General features: G+C 62.6%; 14 protein-coding genes. 6 read left to right on the top strand and 8 right to left on the bottom strand.

Features of this window, described 5'->3' with window-relative positions:
* Positions 1 to 81: 81 nt before the first annotated feature.
* Together recJ and BN1128_RS08245 are read right to left on the bottom strand one after the other, a co-directional pair.
* Complete coding sequence (gene recJ / locus BN1128_RS08250) at positions 82 to 1,812, bottom strand: single-stranded-DNA-specific exonuclease RecJ (RefSeq protein WP_042867533.1); 1,731 nt, start codon at positions 1,810 to 1,812, stop codon at positions 82 to 84.
* Positions 1,778 to 2,494 (bottom strand): disulfide isomerase DsbC N-terminal domain-containing protein, encoded by a 717-nt coding sequence (locus BN1128_RS08245; RefSeq protein ID WP_042867530.1) that lies wholly within the window; start codon positions 2,492 to 2,494, stop codon positions 1,778 to 1,780. The genes recJ and BN1128_RS08245 overlap by 35 nt, the downstream gene beginning before the upstream one ends.
* 259 nt (positions 2,495 to 2,753) lie before the next feature.
* Between BN1128_RS08245 and mscL the strand changes: the two genes are divergently transcribed.
* Positions 2,754 to 3,161 carry a large-conductance mechanosensitive channel protein MscL gene (gene mscL, locus BN1128_RS08240; protein WP_042867528.1) on the top strand — a complete coding sequence of 136 codons (408 nt, stop codon included), beginning with the start codon at positions 2,754 to 2,756 and terminating at the stop codon, positions 3,159 to 3,161.
* A gap of 66 nt (positions 3,162 to 3,227) precedes the next feature.
* On the opposite strand, the gene xerD is transcribed toward mscL, so the two are convergent.
* On the bottom strand, positions 3,228 to 4,139 hold the full coding sequence (gene xerD / locus BN1128_RS08235; protein WP_042867527.1) for a site-specific tyrosine recombinase XerD: 912 nt from the start codon (positions 4,137 to 4,139) through the stop codon (positions 3,228 to 3,230).
* A gap of 207 nt (positions 4,140 to 4,346) precedes the next feature.
* On the opposite strand from xerD, the gene fldB reads away from it, so the two are divergent.
* The 4 genes from fldB (at position 4,347) to BN1128_RS08215 (ending at position 8,556) form a co-directional block, all read left to right on the top strand.
* Positions 4,347 to 4,865, top strand: coding sequence for a flavodoxin FldB (fldB, locus tag BN1128_RS08230; RefSeq protein ID WP_042867526.1), 519 nt, complete (start codon positions 4,347 to 4,349; stop codon positions 4,863 to 4,865).
* 330 nt (positions 4,866 to 5,195) lie between these two features.
* A complete protein-coding gene (locus tag BN1128_RS08225; RefSeq protein ID WP_042867524.1) occupies positions 5,196 to 6,596 on the top strand; it encodes a TldD/PmbA family protein in 1,401 nt (466 codons plus the stop codon).
* Positions 6,596 to 7,936: a TldD/PmbA family protein gene (locus BN1128_RS08220; protein WP_042867522.1), complete on the top strand. Its 1,341-nt coding sequence runs from the start codon at positions 6,596 to 6,598 to the stop codon at positions 7,934 to 7,936. The genes BN1128_RS08225 and BN1128_RS08220 overlap by 1 nt, the downstream gene beginning before the upstream one ends.
* A gap of 320 nt (positions 7,937 to 8,256) precedes the next feature.
* Entirely contained in the window at positions 8,257 to 8,556 is a 300-nt protein-coding gene (locus BN1128_RS08215) for a type 1 fimbrial protein (RefSeq protein ID WP_209428551.1), read from the top strand.
* 72 nt (positions 8,557 to 8,628) lie between these two features.
* Here the strand turns inward: BN1128_RS08215 and BN1128_RS08210 are convergent, their stop codons facing one another.
* The 5 genes from BN1128_RS08210 to BN1128_RS08190 all read right to left on the bottom strand — a co-directional run bounded on the left by BN1128_RS08210 (position 8,629) and on the right by BN1128_RS08190 (position 14,357).
* The gene (locus tag BN1128_RS08210; RefSeq protein WP_042867518.1) at positions 8,629 to 9,555 is read right to left on the bottom strand and encodes a L,D-transpeptidase family protein; all 927 of its coding nucleotides are present in this window, start codon (positions 9,553 to 9,555) and stop codon (positions 8,629 to 8,631) included.
* A gap of 265 nt (positions 9,556 to 9,820) precedes the next feature.
* A complete protein-coding gene (locus tag BN1128_RS08205) occupies positions 9,821 to 11,104 on the bottom strand; it encodes a glycosyltransferase (protein WP_042867516.1) in 1,284 nt (427 codons plus the stop codon).
* Positions 11,104 to 11,979 (bottom strand): TauD/TfdA dioxygenase family protein, encoded by an 876-nt coding sequence (locus BN1128_RS08200; protein WP_042867514.1) that lies wholly within the window; start codon positions 11,977 to 11,979, stop codon positions 11,104 to 11,106. Before BN1128_RS08200 ends, BN1128_RS08205 begins: the two co-directional genes overlap by 1 nt.
* Positions 11,980 to 11,989: 10 nt before the next feature.
* Positions 11,990 to 12,964, bottom strand: a complete 975-nt coding sequence (locus BN1128_RS08195; protein ID WP_042867512.1) for an L-tyrosine/L-tryptophan isonitrile synthase family protein — start codon at positions 12,962 to 12,964, stop codon at positions 11,990 to 11,992.
* A gap of 544 nt (positions 12,965 to 13,508) precedes the next feature.
* Positions 13,509 to 14,357 (bottom strand): patatin-like phospholipase family protein, encoded by an 849-nt coding sequence (locus tag BN1128_RS08190; protein WP_042867510.1) that lies wholly within the window; start codon positions 14,355 to 14,357, stop codon positions 13,509 to 13,511.
* Positions 14,358 to 14,498: 141 nt separating this feature from the next.
* Between BN1128_RS08190 and BN1128_RS08185 the strand changes: the two genes are divergently transcribed.
* On the top strand, positions 14,499 to 15,321 hold an 823-nt coding region (locus BN1128_RS08185), incomplete at its 3' end, for an endonuclease/exonuclease/phosphatase family protein (RefSeq protein WP_042867508.1).

Genomic DNA, 15,321 nt, shown 5'->3' with positions numbered 1-15,321 from the left:
CCCTGATTGGCAGCCCTGGCCGATAACAACACGGCCACCCTGAGGTGGCCGTTGTCGTGAGCAGATGTGCCAGAGCCGGCGCTAGATGCCGGCGGCTTCCAGATGCTCCACCAGCAGCTGCACGCTGCGGTTGCCGCGCCACTCGTTGACATCGAGCCGATAGACCAGCCGCACCCGCTTCACCGAGGCGTCCGGCCAGCGCTTGAGATCGACCCCGAAGGCGATGGCATCCACCGCATGGCCCGAATCCGTAGTCAGCATCATCTTGAGGTGTTTCTCCCCCACCAGCCGCTGCTGCACCAGCACAAACTCGCCGTCAAACAGCGGCTCGGGGAAAGCCTGACCCCAGGGGCCGGAGGCGCGAATAAGCTCCGCCAGCTCAAGGCTCAGCTCATCCGGCAACAGTTCGCCGTCGGTGAGCAGCACCCCGGTCAGCAGCTCTGGGGTCACCAGCTCGCCGATGACCGCCTCAAACGCGCGGCCAAAGGCCTCGATATTGGCCTTGGGCAGGGTCAGCCCGGCCGCCATGGCGTGACCGCCAAACTTGCCCATCAGGCCCGGGTGACGGGTGTCGAGCAGTTCGAGGGCATCGCGCAGGTGCACGCCGGGAATGGAACGTCCCGAGCCCTTGAGCTCGGTGTCGCTGCTCTCGGCGAAGGCGATCACCGGGCGGTAGTACTGCTCCTTCACCTTGGAGGCCACCAGCCCAACCACCCCCTGATGCCACTCGTCTCTGTGCAGCACTATGCCGGAGGGCACCTCACCGTCACGAAAGCGGATCTGCTCCAGGGTGGCAAGCGCCTCCTGCTGCATTCCCTGCTCTATCTCTTTGCGCTCCTGGTTGAGGCTGTCCATCTCGGCCGCCAGCTGGCGCGCAAGATTGAGGTCATCGCTGAGCAGACAGGCGACCCCGAGGGACATGTCGTCGAGCCGGCCCACCGCGTTGAGGCGCGGCCCCAGCGCAAAACCGAGGTCGGCGGCGGTGAGGCGGCGGCCATCACGGCCCGACACATCCACCAGCGCCTGGATGCCGGGACGGCAGCGACCGGCCCGGATCCGCTGCAGCCCCTGATGCACCAGGATGCGGTTGTTGCCATCCAGCGCCACCACGTCGGCAACTGTGCCAAGCGCCACCAGATCCAGATAATCCGCCACATTGGGGGCACGAATGCCTTGGCGCTCGTACCAGCCCAGCTGGCGCAGGTGGGTGTTGAGGGCCGCCATCAGATAGAAGGCCACCCCCACCCCGGCCAGGGACTTGGAGGGGAAGTCGCAGCCGTGCTGGTTGGGGTTCACTATCGCGTCGGCAGCAGGCAGCTCCTGGCCCGGCAGGTGATGATCGGTGACCAGAACCTGCATGCCGGCCGCCTTGGCCGCCGCCACCCCGGCGATGCTGGAGATGCCGTTATCCACCGTTATCAGAAACTCGGCGCCGCGGGCCACCGCCAGCTCGACGATCTCGGGGGTGAGGCCATAGCCGAACTCGAAGCGGTTGGGCACCAGAAAATCGATGTGGTGGCCACCCATGGCCCGCAATGCCAGCACACACAGGGCCGAGCTGGTGGCGCCGTCGCAGTCAAAATCTCCGACGATTAGGATGCGCTGCTGGGCGGTGAGCGCCGCCGCCAGCAGCGGCACCGCCTGCTCCATGCCGAACAGGCGCTGGGGCGGCAGCAGCGAGCTGGCGCTGCGCTCCAGCAGGACGGGATCCTCTACCCCCCGGCTGGCGAAGACTTGACGGAGCAGTGGATGCAGGGTGGCGGGCAGATGGGAATCATCAACTCGCGGACGACGACGGATTTGCAGGGGCATTGATGTGATCCAGTATCTTGAGCAGTTGTTCAGGGCTCTGATAACCCCGCACCAGATCCCCGTTTGGCAGGACCCAGCTCGGCAGCGCCTTGATCCCGAGCCACTGGCTCAGGCCGATATGATGGGCAAGGATCTCATTACAACCGGCCGCAGGCAAACGATCACTGAGACTGAGTTCACTGAACAGAGCGGGATCGCACCAACGCGCCTGCGCCTCGGCCAGATCGGCGAAGGTACCCAGCGCTGGCAACAGCTGCACACTCACCCCCTGCGCCTGCAGTATGGGCAGCTCATCGAGCGAGGTACGGCAGCTACTGCAGGTCAGATCGGTAAAGAGTGTGATGCTGTGACGCTCGGGCACCGCCTTGAGCTGCATACGCCGTTCGCCGATCTGGGTCAGGGCCCGCTGCCGTTGTTGACGCTGGCCCAGCATGGTGAGGTTTTTCATGTCGTGGCCCAGATCCAGCATGATGCCCTGGAGCACGTAGTCCCCCTTGGCATCGGCATAGAGCGGCCCCTGACTGGTGCCCAGCATGAAGAGGCCGGGCATGGGGGTCGCATCCACCAGATAGACCTGAACCCCGAGCCGCTGCTCTATACGCTGTTTCAATAATTGGGGATCCATCCCCGCGCTGGCAGCAAAGGTGCACAGCAGCATCATTCCCAGTAGTAAATGCTTCACTCTTTTACTCACTTGGCATGAACGAATGGACTCACAAGGTAACTCAGGCCATATCCTGGCCTCAACCTGTTAATTACTGATTGATTAATAGCGAGGGCTGCAAAAAATCCCTCCCTGACAGGTTGCCAATTGGGCAGAGGCCCAGCAAGCTAACCGTGACGACAGGAAACAAGACGGTCATCCCTCTGTTTTCCTGATGCTTTATTATTCAAACCTTGGTGCGGCAGCGACCGCACTCTGCCCATTTTTGGAGGGAAACATGAGTCTGATTCAAGAGTTCAAGGCCTTTGCAGCCAGAGGCAACGTCATCGACATGGCGGTCGGTATCATCATAGGTGCCGCCTTCGGCAAGATAGTCTCCTCCTTCGTGGGTGACGTGATCATGCCGCCAATTGGTCTGATTCTGGGGGGAGTGGACTTCAGCGATCTCGCCGTGACCCTGAAGGCCGCCGAGGGTACCACCCCGGCCGTGGTCATCGCCTACGGCAAGTTCATCCAGACCATCATCGATTTTCTGATCATCTCCTTCGCCATCTTCATGGGGCTCAAAGCCATCAACACCCTCAAGAAGAAGCAGGAAGAGGCAGCCGCTCCCGCCGGTCCCACCAAGGATCAGGAGCTGCTGAGCGAAATCCGCGATCTGCTCAAATCCCAGCAGGGAAAATAAGCGCCAACTCCTGTCGTGTGTTTAAAAAAACCGCCCTCGGGCGGTTTTTTGTTGCGCGTCGGCGACTCAGGCACGGGGGTGGTGCTCGCCGTGCAGCGCCTTGAGTCGCTCATTGGCCACATGGGTGTAAATCTGGGTAGTGGAAAGATCGGCGTGGCCCAGCAGCATCTGCACTACCCGCAGATCTGCGCCGTGATTGAGCAGATGGGTGGCAAAGGCGTGTCGCAAGGTGTGGGGAGACAACTCCCCGCGGATACCGGCACGCTGGGCATAGAGCTTGATCCTGTGCCAGAAGGTTTGACGGGTCATCATGCGGGCCTGCTTGGAGGGAAATACCACGTCCGAGCTGGTCCCCCCCAACAGCAGGGTGCGGGCCTCGCGGTAGTAACGCTCGAGCCAGTGGATCGCCTCCTCCCCCATGGGCACCAGCCGCTCCTTGTTGCCCTTGCCCACCACCCGTACCAGCCCCTGGCGCAGGCTGACATGCTCGGCGGTGAGCCCCACCAGCTCGGAGACCCGCAGTCCGGTGGCGTAGAGCAGCTCCAGCATCGCCTTGTCACGCAGCTCCAGCGGATCGTCCACCAGCGGCGTCTGCAGCAGCGCCTCCACCTCCCCTTCGCTGAGATCGGAGGGGAGCTTCTTGGGCAGCTTGGGCCCCTCCAGCAGCACGGTCGGGTCATCACTGCGCAGCTTCTCGCGGTTCAGATACTGATAAAAACGGCGCAGGGCAGACAGAAAACGGGCCGTGCTGCTGGCGGCGAACTGGTGATCCACCCGCCAGGCGAGGTAGTGCTGGATCTCATCCATCCCGGCCAGCAGCAAAGAGCTGCCCTGCTCATCGAGCCAGAGGGCAAATTTTTCCAGATCACTGCGATAGGAGCTGACAGTGTTGTCAGACAATCCCCGCTCCAGCCAGAGGGCGTCGAGGAAGGGTTCGATCAGGGGGTGATTGTGCACGGCAGGCGCTGGCTTGGTCATGGTACTGGGTCTTGGGCAAACGGTGGCCCATTGTAGCGCGCTAGGCGCCGGGCGACAGCGGGATCTGATGAGGCCGGCGCCACGCTTGCCCCGTGAAGGGTGCCGGGCAATCTGTTAAACTGGCGCCCCTCCCTGCAGCCTTTGCGCGCGCCAGCCCCACGCGCCGCCAGGATAAAGAGCTATCTGTTTTACGGTAAGGACAGTGCGATGAAGATAGGTTTGTTTTACGGTTCCACCACCTGTTACACCGAGATGGCCGCCGAGAAGATCCGCGCCCTCATAGGCCCGGAGCTGGTCGATCTCCACAACATCAAGGATGTGCCCCTCATCCGCATGCAGGAGTACGACATCCTGATCCTCGGCATCTCCACCTGGGACTTTGGCGAACTGCAGGAAGATTGGGAATCCCGCTGGGAGGACATCAAGGATGTCCATCTGGAGGGGCGCATCATAGCCCTGTTCGGCCTGGGCGATCAGCTGGGCTATGGCGAATGGTATCAGGATGCCCTCGGCCTCCTGCACGATCAGCTGGTGCCCAAGGGGGTCAAGCTGGTGGGTTACTGGCCCAGCGAGGGGTACGAGTTCGACGCCTCCAAGGCGCTGATCGACGATGGCCGCCACTTCGTCGGGCTGGCCCTCGACGACGCCAACCAGTACGACCAGACCGAATCCCGCATCGAACAGTGGGTCGACCAGATATTAAGCGAGATCCACGAGCTGCTCTGACTTGCCGGTTTGACGATGGCCGTCATCTTGCGTCGGCCTGGTACTCGACGACGCCAACCTGTACGCCCAGACCGAATCCCGCATCGAACTGTGGGTCGACCAGATCCTCGGCGAGATCCACGAACTGTTGTGAGCCCCTGACCGGCGGCCAGTGTCCCGATGCATTGGCCATCCGGGCGCAGTTATCGCACCGATTTTCTCAATCGGTATCATCGCATGACGCTATAGCGACTTTTTTGTGCTGGTCTGCAACAATGCAATCGACACCCCATAACACAATCAGAACGGGTGTCGGAAGCAAGCAGGAAACAGACCAGAAAAGGATATTCTATGACCTCATTTTCCCTGTTGGCCCCCGCCATTGCCCGCGACGTGCTCGATCACGCGCTGGCGCTCGGTGCCGACTTCGCCGAGCTGTTTGTGGAGCGCAAGCGCCGCAGCCAGCTCAGCCTGCTCTCCAGCCAGATCGAAAATATCAGCGGCGGCCTCGATTTCGGCATAGGCGTGCGCCTCTGCTACGGCCACAAGGTGCTCTACGGTTACACCAACCTGGCCGATCGCAACGAGCTGCTGCGCATCGTCACCCTGCTGGCGGCCAAGGACAGACGCGACCCCGTAGTCACTGCCACCGCCTTCGACTTCACCCGCTTCACAGACCGCAATCCGGTCACCCTGCCGCTCGGTGCCGACAAGCTGCTGGAGCAGAAGATTGCCTATCTGCACGCCATGGATGCCGCGGCCCGCGCCGAGAGCACCAAGGTAAGCCAGTTCTCGGGCAATGCCCTGGGCTGGGAGCAGGAGGTGGAGATCTTCAACAGCGAAGGGCTGCAAGTGGCCGATCGTCGCCACTACAACCGCATCATGGCCCAGACCATAGCCATGGAAGGGAGCGAGCAGAGCGTGGGCTACGAGGCCCCCGGCGCCATGATGGGCTGGGAACACGCGGCCCTCATAGACCCGCGCGAACTGGCCCTCACCGCCACCCGCCAGGCACTGGTGAAACTCGGCGCGGCACCCTGCCCGAGCGGTACCCTGCCGGTCATCATGGAGAGCGGCTTTGGCGGCGTCATCTTCCACGAGGCGTGCGGCCACCTGCTGGAAACCACCTCGGTAGCCAAGAAGGCCTCGGTGTTTCACGACAAGATGGGCCAGCTCATCGCCAACCCCGTGGTCAACGCGGTGGACGAAGGCTTGCAGGGCAACGCCTGGGGCTCCATCAACGTCGATGACGAGGGCATGGCGACCCAACACACCCAGCTCATCAAGGATGGCGTGCTGACCGGCTTCCTGGTCGATCGCATGGGGGCGCTCAAAACTGGCTATGCCCGTACCGGCTCAGGAAGACGCGAATCCTATCGCTTCGCCCCGGCGTCGCGCATGCGCAACACCTATATCGAGCCGGGCAGCCACAGCCTGGACGAGATGCTGGCGACGGTGGAACACGGCATCTATGCCAAGCGGATGGGCGGCGGATCTGTGCAGCCGGGCACAGGCGAGTTCAACTTCAACGTGCAGGAGGCCTATCTCATCGAGGGGGGCAAGATCACCCGGCCGCTCAAGTCGGCCACCCTGATCGGCACAGGGCCCCAGGTGCTCAAAGAGATCTCCATGGTGGGCCGCGATCTCGCCATCGCTGCCGGCATGTGCGGCTCTGTTTCCGGCTCGATCCCGGCATCCGTCGGCCAGCCACCACTCAAGGTCGACAATATCCTGGTCGGAGGGAACGCCTGATGAGCCAACTCGATATGAATACTCTGCTCACCCGCCTGCTGGACAAGGTCGCCGATCTCAATGCCGAGGCGGACATCATCGCCAATCGGGACAAGGCTTTCTCCCTCAAGGCCGACAAGGGCGAGCTGGGTGAATACAAGGTTACCAGCAGCCAGCAACTCGGCATCCGCCTCATCAAGGATGGCCGGGTCGGCATCGCCTACTCGGAATCCCTGGATGAGCTGGCGCTGGATGCCATGCTGCAGGATGCGCTCGATGCCAGCCGCTTCGCCAAGCTGGATGCGGATCAGCGCATCTCGGTGGCCAACAGCCAGCTCAGCACGCAGTGCGCAGAGATAAACCAGCCCGACACCACGGCCGCGGAGGAGAAAATCGCCCTGGCCCTGCGCCTCGAAGCGGACATGCTGGCCCTGCCGGATGTGACCGGCGCGCCTTACAACAGCTTCTTCGAGGGAGAGAGTCAGCTCTGGCTCGCCAACAGCCAGGGCAGCCTCTGCCAGCACAGTGAATTCAGCGTCGGTTGCTATACCTCGGCGCTGGTGGAGCGGGATGGCCGTCAGTCGATGCACTCGCAAGGGCAGTATGGCCGCCGCTTCGACGAGCTCGACAGCCAGGCCCTCATAGCGCAGATCCATGCCGTGGCCGACGGCCTGTTACTGGGGGAAGCCGTGCCGAGCGGTCACTACAGCGCCCTCTTCAGCACCAACTGCTTCGCCAGCCTGTTTGGCTGCTTCCAGGCGGCGCTGTCGGGCAAGTGGGCCCAGCAGGGGATCAACCCCTGGCGCAGCAAGCTGGGCCAGTCCGTGGCCTCCCGCTGGCTCACCCTGGAGAGCCGGGCCTATATGCCGGGTGGTATGAACATCAAGGCATTTGACGGTGAAGGGGCGCCCACCTCGGATCTGCTGCTGATTGGCGAGGGCGAGCTGAAAACGCTGCTCCACAACAGCGCCACCGCCCACCACTTCGGCCTGGCCAGCAACGGCTCGGCCGCACGCAGTGCCCGCGGCGCGCTGGATGTGACGGCGCGCCACCTGGTATTTGGCACAGGCCCCCACAGCGAGGCCGAGGTCAAAACCGGCGAGTATCTGGAACTGGTCAAGCTGGACGGCCTGCATTCAGGCGCCGATGCGGTGAGCGGTGACTTCTCGTTCGGGGCGTCGGGCTTCCTGTGCCGGGATGGTGTTCGCATCCAGCCGGTGCGTGGCATCACGGTAGCGGGCAACTTCTATCGCCTGCTGGGCGAGCTGGAGGCGGTCGGCGACCTGCTGCACCACGACGATGGCAAGGGCTTCTATGCGCCCCTCATCCGCTTTGGCGGGCTGAATATCGCAGGCAAGTAACTGTATATCGAGGGGAAAGGGCTTCTCCTCCCCACCCAAAAGCGGCGCCATCAGGCGCCGTTTTTTTTGCCTCTGGCGCCCCTTCCCCCCTGAGCAAGATGATCGCCGCGTCTGTATGCACCCTGCCTTGTCACCCGTAGCCAACCATCGACAGGGCAACCCATGGATTGCCCTGTTTTGTTCAGTCAACCCGCCAGCGTCGGGCGGCATGGCAACCGGTCAAATAACGCTCACATCCCCTCTGGCCAGGTCGATAGTGACAGTGCAAGGCAATGAAAAAGTGGTTTCCTACCAGCGTGCAAGACAATCAGGAGGTCTGCATGAAGACAATCGCAGTGGCGCTCACCCTCGCCACCATCTCCACGGCACAGGCGGTGCCGGCAACCAGTACCGGACACATCACCTTCAGCGGAGCCATCGTGGAAGATGCCTGCCGTATCAAGCAGCAACAGGATCTGATGCAGATCACCTGCCTCTCGGGCCCCGCGCAAACCACAGAGACCCTCAATCTGCAACAGTTGGCGAAGCAGTCGCCACTGCGTCTCGCCAGCAGCCAGGTTTCCTATCGATGGATTGATCCGCGCCATACCATGGCGGTGATCACCATCAGCCACGAATAATCCTCACCAATGCCAGAAACAACAACGGCGACCACAAGGTCGCCGTTGTTTATTACCGGGTTTCCCGGGCCATCAGGCCTGCGGGTTGAGACGGGTCGGCATGCCGGTACGCTGTTCCAGCACCTGCTTGACCACATTGGAGTCGCTGTCCATGTGGGCGATGAAGCGGGTGATGGCAGGGGTCATTGGCAACGGCACAGACGTGGTGGAGTTGAACTCCTCCTCGTTGCGCGACAGCGGCTCATGGACTTCCATGTAGCGACCGCCATCCGGCTCGACCGTGGACTTGACCGGCTGGTTGACGAACTGGACGCGGGTACCGACCGGCACGTGGTCGAACAGGTACTTGATGTCGTCGGCGCGCAGACGCACGCAGCCGCTGCTCACCCGCAGACCTATGCCGAAGGTGGCATTGGTGCCGTGGATGGCATACAGGTTACCGATGTAGAGAGCATGCAGACCCATGGGGTTGTCCGGACCGGCTGGCCAGACCGCAGGCAGTGTCTTGCCCTGGGCGGCGTAGCGGCGACGGATGTTCTCGGTCGGGGTCCAGGTCGGGTTGGCGCGCTTGCGCTCCACCTTGGTGATCCAGTTTTCCGGGGTATTCACCCCCAGCTGGCCTATGCCGATGGGCAGCACTTCTACCACGTTCTTGCCTTTGGGGTAGTAGTAGAGGCGCATCTCGGCCACGTTGATGACGATCCCTTCACGGGGCGCATTCGGCAGGATCAGCTGATGGGGGATGACCAGCTTGCTGCCCGGTGTCGGCAGATAAGGGTCGACCCCAGGGTTGGCTTCCATGATGTTGGTCAGGCCCAGCTGGAAGTCTGAGGCGATCTGCTCCAGCGGACGGTTGTCCGCAGGCACCACGTATTCTTGGTTCTCACCGATCAGGCGGCTGTTGGCCGCGGGCAGTGTGTATTCAACGGCGGCGGCCTGGTGGCTGACCAGCGTCAGAGTACATAAAAGGGCCGAAGCGGCAGTGCGAAGGGGATTCATAAAATTCCTGTGTGGTTTCCTGTACCAAGTTGGCCGGGGGCCGTGTCATCCTCGGTCTGGCCTGTGACGAGTCACCCTGCGCCCGAGGTCAATAACCGAGCGCGCATTCTTCCCTGAGTCGGCCAAAATTTCAACGTCAGGATGGCTCTTTTTGCATGAACAGTCTATTCACAGCCCCTGGCTTGTCATTTTTACCCTTGCCAAGCTAACAATCAGCAAATGAGTAGAGCATGAACAAAAGGGAGACCCGTGGGTCTCCCTCTCCTCAGCAGCCTCTGGCAAGCAGGCGGGTCACAGCCTCCCTGATGGCGGCCCTGGCATCCAGCCTCCCTATCTCGTCGGCCAGCAGGCGCGCCCGTGCCCGATAGCGAGGCTCACGCACCAGCTTGCGCACCGCCGCAGCCACGGCCTCTGCCGTCGGCTCGTTGCTGTGCAGATTGATGCCAACGCCACTCCACGCCACCCGAGTGGCCACCTCGGCCTTGTCCTCCCCTGTGCCTGCCACCACCAATGGCACCCCGTGGGCCAGTGCGGCCTGCACCGAGCCGTAGCCGCCGTTGGTCACCAGCACGGCGGCCCGGGGCAGCGCCAGCTCGAACGGCACATGCTCGGTGACGATGGCATTGGCGGGGATGGATGGCCCCAGCAGCGCCGGATCCCGCCCGTCCGTAGTCAGCAGCAACTGCACCTCATCACCCGCCAGCCCCTGCAGGGCCGGGATCAGCAGTTGCCCCAAATCCACGTTGGCCAGGGTGCCCTGGCTGACGATGACCAGCGGCCGCCCATCCAGCCGTTCCCACCAGGGCGGCGGCATCAACTCAATTCTGGGTGGCAGCAGGGGGCCGACATGACGGATCACCCCCTCAAGCTCGGGCCGCTCATATTCAAAGCCGGCGCAGGAGAGCTGCAGGAACGCATCCGGCGCCGTCACCATCACATCGGTGAAGGGGGCCGCCAGCGGCGGCGCCCCCGCCTCGGCCAGCGCAGCATCGAAGCACTGCTGTACCTCGGCCTGCAGTCGCCTGGTCTGTTCATCCAGCCAGGGCAGCTCGCCAAGGGAGCGGCGCAGCTCGGGGGGGATGCGCGGGCCATAGAAGATGGCATCCGGGCTCGAGAAGGAGACCGGGTTCACCCCCAGCATCAGGATCGGCACCGGCCTGCCATGGGGTTGCTGCAGCAAGGGCAGCACACCGTAGAAGCCGTTCTCCACCAGCAGCAGATCCACCCCCTCTTCAGCGATCAGCGCCCGCAAGCGGCGGTCGTGCACCGGGATGGGCGCGGCGAAGAAACGCCTGAGCGCCAGCGCCATCTGGGCGGTGCCGCTCAACTCGGCCCGCTCGGGGAAGTGCTGCTCCAGCGCCCGGTAGTCAAAATCCAGCTCGGGGGAGAAAGACACAAATTCGGCGCCGCTCTGGCGGATACGCTGCTCGAACAGGGCGCCGCACAGCATCAGCACCCGGTGCCCCTCCCCCACCAGCAGGCGGGCCGCCGTCAACATGGGGTTGACGTGGCCCGGAGTGGCGGTGGCCGCCAGCAAAATGGTCGCCATCACGCCGCTCCTTGCGGCGCCAGCGCCGGGTTGAGGCAGAGCGGACTGGCCTGGACATGGACCCGCTGGATGTGGCGTGCCGAGCGGGCGGTGAAGCCTTCCCGCCCGTGCAGCAGGCCGAGGTTGTCGGCGATCACCACATCCCCCGGCTGCCACTGGTGGGCATAGAAGTAACGCGGATCGTAGAGTCGCTCGTGCAGATCCTGCAGGAAGGCGGCCTGCTCATCGAGCGGGATCCCCTCAATCTGCAGCGCATGCTGGTTGAGGAAGCGCACCCCCTCGCGCGGCGGCTCGTTGTAGCGCATGACGGTCTCGCCGCTCACCGGATGAGGCACCAGCAGGGGCGAGCTCACCTCGCCACCGTAGTGCACCACCTGCTTGATGCGATAGGTGATCCGTATCCGCTCCCAGCGGGCCAGCCGCTCGCCATCGAGATCCACCAGCAGCTGGCGGGTATTGATGAAGGTGGTGCGCCCGCCCTCGTCGGCAGCCGGGGCGTGTACGCAGTGAAACAGCTGGAACTCGGGCACGGTCGGCTTGTACATGCCATCCCAGTGCAGCGGCACATAGCTGGAGTCGAAGATATGGTCGGTGGCGTTCTCGTGCTCCTTCACATCCAGCACAGCGCCGAAGGGCCACATCATGATCTCGCCCCAGTGCTCGGCGTAATGGGTCAGCCGCTCGGGGTCGACAAAGCCCGAAGCAAACCCACGCAGGATCAACACACCGTGGCGACGGGCCAGTTCGCGCAGCGATTCGACCGGCAGGGCCTGCACAGTTTGCCCCTCCCGGGCCGGTTCGATCAGCAGGCCGAAGGGGGCGTGGGGATGAATGCGGCAGTGCTCGCCGCCGAGGGGAATGATGGATGCTGTCATGGTGAACTCCTCAGGCGGCGGCCTGCTTGCTGCGGATCAGGTAGTGACTGGGACGGCCATGGATATGGACCAGCTCGTGCTCCAGAGCCAGCACGTCGCGCCGCTTCATCAGCACGAACTGGCCATCCAGATTGGCCGCCACCCCGTGCCAGGGGGTGAGCCAGTCATCCCGGGTCGGCAGCATGTGAATGCCCATCTTCAGGCTGTGGCTGGCCTGGGGGTGAATGGAGAGACGGATGGCCTCGGGGAAGCGCTCCGCCAGCAGCTTGCCCCAGGCGCGGCTGCGCTGGATCACGCCGTGGGTGCGCGACTTGGCATCCCGCTGCAGCGCCGTGTTGGAGAGTGGCGTGTCCGGCAGCTGGCTGTCTTCATACAGGAAGCGGGTCATGGCGCGATAGAGACGAACCCCCTCCTCCGTGGTCTTCACCTCTTCACTGATCTGCGCCAGCGGCTCGGCATAGCGCTCGACCAGCTGTTCGCGCAGAGTGTCGAAGTCGCGGCTGGCGCAAAACTCGGCCATGCCCGCCACCATCCCCAGGTGAAAGACCCCGAGGTGGGTCGCCCCCAGCTCCAGGATCAGCTGCTCTATATGGGCCTGATAGGCATCGATGGCCGGGTCCGATACCCGGATCAGATCGCCGAAGACGTGGCCATCCGAGCAGATGAGGATCCGCATGCCGGGCCGGTAGTGCAGCTGGATGCGCTGGCAGAGGTGATTGAGAAAGCTGAGGGAGAGGCGCTCCGCCATGTCCGGCAGGGTGCCCAGCACCTTGTTCGGGTTCGGTGACTTGGTGGGGAAGGCGGGCAAGACGCAGGTGATGGTCTCGCCCCGCTCGATGAAGGCCTGCAGCCGGGGGATCTGGATGGCGGCCACCTCCTGCTCTTCGCTGTGCCGATCTAGGATGGGATCAGGAAAGCGACGACGATAGGGCAACAACTCGGCAAATATCTCACGGGCAATTTGATGGGAAGATAAACCACTCATTATTCCGGCTCCTTTAGGCAGGATAAAATCAATAAAGATGACTCTTTATCAATGCGTCCAGTCTCTGTCGTTATTATGGATGTATCCGTTTGCTACCCAAACGAATCGAGAGGGGACAGTAGCCGAGATGAAGTCAGGCTATCAATTCGCCATTAATGTAAAGAGATTCAACCCAGCGCTAACAATCTATTTCGCATAAGCTAACTCACCCTATGCATATGAATAAAAACAGATTTAATGAATATTGAAGCGTATTGAAAATACACCAGTCAGGAAAGTTCCCCACCGGCTTTATTATTCCGTCACAATTTGACTCGTGGATTATTTAGCTCAACTTAATAGTGATATTTCTTCATGCCGGCAATGCTGACCATTTCGCTTTAAATATCGCAAACTATTATCCAGCAGCATATTAAGCGGACGAACAAACGCTGGCTCTGGCAATCAAGACGGGGAGTGGCGGGCTGGATGATTCATCCCTGACCCCCAGCGGCATCGCCATGGTTTTTCATGGTGGCAGCCCCGGGCGGAGCCGTCAGACGATTCAAGGCTGGGCCGGGTCGGCCGCCAGATAGTCCTGAGCCGCCTGCCAGCCCATTTGGTAACCCTGCTCCAGCCGCCCCTTGTCTGTGGTCATGCGACCGACCCGAAAGCCCGCCGGCGGGTGGATGAGCCGGATGCGGCAATCCGCCGGTGGCTGGCGGATGAAGTCGATGGCGTCGTTGTAGCTGCGATGGCGCGCCAGGCTGGCGCGAGCCAGGGCTGGGGTCTGGCGCAGCAGATAACGGTGCAGCGCAGGCAGGCGCGGCGCCCGCTTGCGATAGCCGAGTGGGCGGGAGAGCACTACGGTAATATCGCGCGCCCCCTGCTCGTAGGCATGACGCACCGGAATGGAGTCGGCCACCCCGCCATCCGTCATGGCTTCCCCGCCGATACGCACGAAGTCGCGATAGACCAGCGGCACAGAACAAGAGGCCTTGATCTGCTGCTCCAGCTCGACCGCATTCCCCTTGAGGTAGGCAGCCTGACCATCCGAGACCCGGGTGGCCACTACTGTCAGCGGCACCGGATTGGCGGCGAAGCGGGCCAGATCGAGTCGGCACTCGCGGATGGTGATCTCCCACAGCCAGTCGAGATCGAGCCAGTGGCCGCCGCGCACAAACCTGGCCAGACTGATGAACTCGGGGCGGCAGGAGTAGTCCGTGATGACGCTGTGGTTGCGCCCCCGCTGGCCGGCCAGAAAGGCCGCCAGGTTGACCGCCCCCGCCGAGACCCCGATGCAGTGATCAAACGCCGTCCTGCCCTGTGCCAGAAAGGCATCCAGCACACCGGCGGCAAAAATGCCGCGCATGGCGCCCCCCTCGACCACCAGGGCCGTTTGTCGCCGACTCATCTCGCCTCCCCTCATTGCTCTGTGAATGGACTCACACTTTGGCTCATCCGGCGCCCGGCCCGGGGCCGGGATCCCTATAATGGGCGCGCCTCAACGCTCGTACCAACGAGATATAACTTATTGATGCTACGGAATATTACAATGAAAAATATCAGCAAGTCCCTACTCGCCGCTGCCATTTCCCTCGGATTGATGGCAGGCTGTAACAGCCAAAACGACTCCGAGACCCCGACCCCCATGGTTCGATTCGCTACCTTCAACCTCTCCTTTGATCGCACCGCTCCTGGCATACTGAGCGGGGAACTGGCCCTGACCCGCGCCGAGCAGGACACCCTGCTGGCTCGCCTCGCCGACGGCAGCCTGAGCGGTGCAGAGAAGACCAAAGCCCTGGATGTGCAGCAGATCCGCAATATCGCCGAGATAGTGCAGCGCACCCGGCCGGATGTGTTCCTGCTCAACGAATTCGACAACGACGGCAAAGGCGAAAATACCGCCGACCTGAAAGCGTTCAACGACAACTACCTGGCCCACGCCCAGCACACCGAAGTGACCGCCATCAGCTATCCTGTGCTGCAAAACTTCGCCACCAACACAGGCCTGATGAGCGGCCATGACCTCAACCTGGATGGCAAGGTCAACACAGGGCCGGACGACGCCTGGGGCTTTGGCAACTACCACGGCCAGTACGCCTTCGCCGTCATGTCCCAGTACCCCATCGACACCAAGCAGATCCGCACCTTCCAGCACTTCAAGTGGAAGGACATGCCGGGCGAATCGAACCCGGTCATCGACGACTGCAACAACCCCAAGGCGCCGATCCCGGCCGGCCGCCAGTGCGGCGATGCCTGGTATGACGACACCGCCTGGCAGGCGTTCCCGCTCTCCTCCAAGAACCACGCGGACGTGCCGGTGCGCATCAAGCGCGGCAACAAGGAGGAGGTGATCCACTTCCTCGTCTCCCACC

Source organism: Aeromonas piscicola (assembly GCF_000820005.1).
GTDB lineage: Bacteria > Pseudomonadota > Gammaproteobacteria > Enterobacterales > Aeromonadaceae > Aeromonas > Aeromonas piscicola.
The sequence above is the reverse complement of the archived record's forward strand: the minus strand, read 5'-3'. Positions and strand labels throughout refer to the sequence as shown.